This window comes from Streptomyces sp. M2CJ-2 (assembly GCF_016757295.1).
Classification (GTDB): domain Bacteria; phylum Actinomycetota; class Actinomycetes; order Streptomycetales; family Streptomycetaceae; genus Streptomyces.
This window is the reverse complement of record NZ_JAESIF010000164.1, coordinates 1-4356: the sequence shown is the minus strand read 5'-3', so window position 1 is coordinate 4356 and position 4356 is coordinate 1. Positions and strand designations below refer to the sequence as shown.

4 protein-coding genes and 1 pseudogene are annotated in these 4356 nt (G+C 68.3%); 3 read left to right on the top strand and 2 right to left on the bottom strand.

From position 1 onward, the window contains the following. The first annotated feature begins 149 nt into the window (after window positions 1–149). Window positions 150–554: an SgcJ/EcaC family oxidoreductase gene (locus JL475_RS38150; protein ID WP_202282792.1), complete on the top strand. Its 405-nt coding sequence runs from the start codon at window positions 150–152 to the stop codon at window positions 552–554. 54 nt (window positions 555–608) lie between these two features. Further along, window positions 609–1523, top strand: coding sequence for an IS982 family transposase (locus tag JL475_RS38145; protein WP_202282791.1), 915 nt, complete (start codon window positions 609–611; stop codon window positions 1521–1523). 355 nt (window positions 1524–1878) lie between these two features. Here the strand turns inward: JL475_RS38145 and JL475_RS38140 are convergent, their stop codons facing one another. After that, window positions 1879–2910, bottom strand: a complete 1032-nt coding sequence (locus tag JL475_RS38140) for a hypothetical protein (RefSeq protein WP_202282790.1) — start codon at window positions 2908–2910, stop codon at window positions 1879–1881. Continuing rightward, window positions 2907–3275, bottom strand: a complete 369-nt coding sequence (locus tag JL475_RS38135; RefSeq protein WP_202282789.1) for a PadR family transcriptional regulator — start codon at window positions 3273–3275, stop codon at window positions 2907–2909. Before JL475_RS38135 ends, JL475_RS38140 begins: the two co-directional genes overlap by 4 nt. A gap of 328 nt (window positions 3276–3603) precedes the next feature. On the opposite strand from JL475_RS38135, the pseudogene JL475_RS38130 reads away from it, so the two are divergent. After that, window positions 3604–4280 (top strand): annotated as a pseudogene (locus JL475_RS38130) (IS5 family transposase); the annotation flags it as partial. Window positions 4281–4356 lie beyond the last annotated feature (76 nt).

Below are 4356 nucleotides of genomic sequence, written 5' to 3'. Positions count from 1 at the left end.
CTCGACCGTCGGCCGACCCATACGCGCCATGAACCCAGCCTACTTCTATGGCGTAATAAAGACTCATGACACTAGATGATCGATTCTAAGGGGTCAGTGGTCGATCACCTCTTGACCTCTACTGTGCTTGAGGTAGCACCGTGATTCACATGAACACGGAATCCACGGCGCACGCCGCAGACCTCGAAGCCATCGACCAGGTCGTAGCCACCGTCGAGCACTCGCAGCAGCACAAGGACCCCGACGAGTTCCTCGCCCTCTTCCACCCCGACGCGGTCTGGACGACGGGCCACGGCAAGGTCCTCATCGGCCTCGACGCAATCTCGGAGTTCACCCGGAAGGTGCTCCCCGCGGCCAGCTGGGACGGCAAGGTCAGCTACGAGGTGGTCCACGTGTTCTTCATCCGCCCCGACGTCGCGGCGGTCAAGGTCCGTCAGCTCTACCTGAGCCCGGGCGACACGAGCGAGGGTGCCCCGCTGTACGTGATGACCAAGCAGGACGACGGCCGCTGGCTGCTGACCGCCTGCCAGAACACGGCGGTCGTCACCGACTGATCGATTCCAAGAGATCGGCTGCACGCACGGGGCGAGGGCGCCCAACGTCAGTGTGTGAAGACAGAGTTGGACACCCTCGCCACCGCACTGTACGCGAAGACCGACGACCTGCTGAAGGACTCACCCCATCTCGCACCATGGCGACCGATTGTGGGGATCGCCCCGCAGCTGAACGACGCCGAGCTGGTCACCCTCGCGATGATGCAGGCCATGCTCGGCTTCACCTCGGAGGCCAAATGGCTCCGCCACGCCCGCTCCCACCTGCGGCACCTCTTCCCCTACCTGCCGAAACAGCCCGGCTACAACAAACGGCTACGCAAGGCCGCCGATCTGCTCCGCCGAGTCACCCGGCTCCTGGCCACCGACACCTCCGTGTGGAGCGACGACGTGTGGATCATCGACTCCACGCCGGTGGAATGCGGCCGCTCACGCGAAACCGTCAAACGCTCCGACCTGGCCGGATGGGCCGAGTACGGCTACTGCGCCAGCCACAGCCGCTTCTTCTGGGGCCTGCGGCTGCACCTCGTATGCACCCTCCAGGGCCTGCCCATCGCGTTCGCCCTGACCGGGGCCAAGGCCGACGAGCGCGAGACCCTGCTCGACCTGCTCTCGGCCGAACCGGGCCTCATCACCGACCGGCCCGGCCAGACGCTGATCGGCGACAAGAACTACTTCGGCCGCGACTTCGAACACCAACTGGCCGAGCAGGACATCCGGCTGCTCCGGCCGGCCCGCAAAGGCGAGTCTGAGCGTCCCGGCGCACCGCTGTTCAAACCCCTACGGCAGGTCATCGAGTCGGTCAACGAGACCTTCAAGGGCCAGCTCGACCTCGAACAGCACCGAGGACGCACCCCCGGCGGTGTCATCGCCCGCGTCCTGCAGCGCATCCTCGCGCTGACCGCCGCGGTCTGGCACAACGACCACACCGGACAACCCGTCCTGCGCTCACTCACGGCCTACGATCACTGACCCCTTGGAATCGATCATCGAGACGTCATCGATCAACCCGCGTGAGTGGCTTGCGGTCCACTCCGCGCCGCCGGCCTCCGTCATGCCCACCACCTGACCGCCCCTTCGCCCGCCCTCCGGCCGGTACTCCGGGTTTCTCCTGGGGCACCGGCCGTCCCTCCTTTTCCGGCCCCCCGCATTTCCCCCGCTCATCAAACTCCCACTCAACTCACCGACTTCCCCGACATCACCTCACCGTTCTCCGCACCCCCGCCCTGACCTCCTGACTGACTGAGACCCTGTCCGGCCTGCCTCTGTCACATGGAGTCGCGGTGTCCCGGATAAGACGCCCTTCCTCGGAGACATCCGGCGTGGGTCACCTCGCCCTCATCCTCCGGAAGAGGGCGACTGCCATGCCGCTGGAGCAGACGAAGAGCACCAGGTGGACCCAGGGCGCCGTGGAGCCGCCGTCGGGGTCCAGCAGGGTGAGGGTGAACAGCACGGCGAAGCCCGCCATGGCGGAGAGGGCGCCGAGGAACTGGTGGCGGATCCGCTGGACGTCCCGGCCCGGGCCGTCGGTCAGGTCCATGGCATAGACCTCCACCTGGCCGAGTTCCTGCTGCGCGCCGCGGCCCCTGGCCGCCAGGTGCTCCCGCGCCTCGGTCACATGCCGCTGTGCGGTGCGCAGGGGAAGGCCGTGCCGCCCGTACAGCAACTCGCCCAGCCGACGCAGCCATTGCTCATCATCGAGCCGTCGGCCCTCGCCGGGGGAGAACCACCGGTTCACCACCCGTGCGGGTATGGCCAGCCCCAGGGCCCCGAGCAGCACCCCGCACCCCGCCGCCGCGAACGGCGGCAGCGAGAAGGAGTGCGCGTCCCGGACCGCGGGGAGGGTGGCCAGGTAGACGCCGGCCGCGGTGATGACGCCGGCGACGGCGCCGTGGAGCCAGGCGGCCCGGGTCCGCCCCGCCGCGCGCAGGGCGGGGAAGACCGCGAAGCCGACGGCCACGAACACGGACGTGGAGAGGGACAGGAGGAGAGTTGAGGCGCCGGACAGTTCCTCACCGTTGAACGTTCCCACCGCGGCCATGATCAGGACGGCGATGCCTCCGGCCACCATGCCCTGCCGGAAATGCGTGGCCGGTGTCCTGCCCTCGAAGTCGCGTGTGCTGCGGTGTCCGGCGTCGACCCGTTCGGTGGCCACCACGGCGGCGTACTCCTCGGCGGGGCCGAAGAGTTCCTCCGCCGGCTGTCCCGTTTCGGTGACCGCCTCGGCGACCTCCGCCAGCACACGGTTCACCAGCGCGCGCGGCACGCTGTGCAGGAGGGTGAGTTCCAGTTCCAGCTTGTCGGCCCAGGCGTCCCGGTCGCTGTGATCCGGCCGGGTGCCGGCGGTGGTCTTCGTCATCGGTCTTTCTCCTGTTCGTGAGGTGTGGCGGTGGGGCCGGCCGGGCACGCCGCCACCGTGTCGACCGCCGTGCGGAAGCCCTGCCAGGCCTGGCGCTCCCGTGCCAGCCGGTCTCGCCCCGCATCGGTCAGCCGGTAGTACTTTCGGCCGGGGCCGCCCTCTCCCGGGGCCCATCGGACCTCGACCGCGCCGTCGTCGGCGAGCCGCGTCAGTGCCGGGTACAGCACGGCGCCCTTGACCGTGCCGAGTCCCGATTCCTCGAGTTGTTGGAGCAGCGCGTACCCGTAACTCTCTCCGCGCTCCAGCGTGGCCAGAAGGCACAGCGGCAGGACGGCGCGGAGCCATGCGGGCTGGATGTCGCCCATGCATCGACCCCCTCTTGATCAACACTAGTCTGAAATGCAGAATAGTCGAGTGTCAAGAGTATGCAGGGGAGGGAACTACACGAGAGGACGGTATGCGGGCCGGCGTCTGTTCTGCCGTCGCCTCAAGGTGGGGTGTCGCGGGTCCGTGGCCGGTCACCGGGCCGAGAGCCCTACTGAAGTGGCTGTGTGAGTGCCTGTCCATGAACTGATCGTCAGGGCGGCGGAGCGGAATCGGTGAAGCCGTCCGGACGAGCAGGACCTCTTGGTAGGCCCCGGAGTCCTAGGGTCTGTTGCGAAAGTGGATCTTGTTGGTTGATGATCACGTCCTGTGGGACGTGGGGACCTGACGAACGGCCAGTGGGCCCGGCTTGAGCCCCTGCTGCCGACGGGCATCAAGCCGGGTCGGCCGCAGGTGTGGACACGGCGCCAGTTGATAGACGGCATACGGTGGCGGACCCGGACCGGTGCTCCCTGGCGGGACGTGCCCGAACGCTATGGGCCGTGGGACCGGGTCTATGACCTGTTCCGGCGCTGGCAGCGGGACGGCACCTGGGCGAGGATTCTCACCCAGCTCCAGGCCGAGGCGGACGCCAAGGGCCTGATCACCTGGGACGTCAACGTCGACTCCACCGTCTGCCGGGCCCACCAGCACGCCGCCGGGGCGGTGAAAAGGGGGACCTCCAGAAGGAATCGCCCGGCGGGATCTTCGTCGAGCCGGCCGACCACGGCCTCGGACGCTCTCGCGGCGGACTGACCAGCAAAATCCACCTCGCGGTCGAGCAGGGGCAGAAGCCCTTGTCCGTGGTGATCACGGCCGGGCAGCGGGGCGACTCCCCGCAGTTCGAGCCGGTCCTGGAAGCCATCCGAGTGCCGAGACTGGGGCTGGGCAGGCCGCGCAAGCGGCCGGACCGGGTCCGGGCCGACAAGGCGTACGACTCGCGCAGCAATCGCTCCTACCTGCGCAGACGCGGGATCAAGGCCACCATCCCGGTACCGGCGGACCGGGTGAAGTTCCACCCTGATCATGGACAGCGGGTGTTTACGCTGCAGGGGTGAGATCTTGGATCGCGAGGACCCTGGT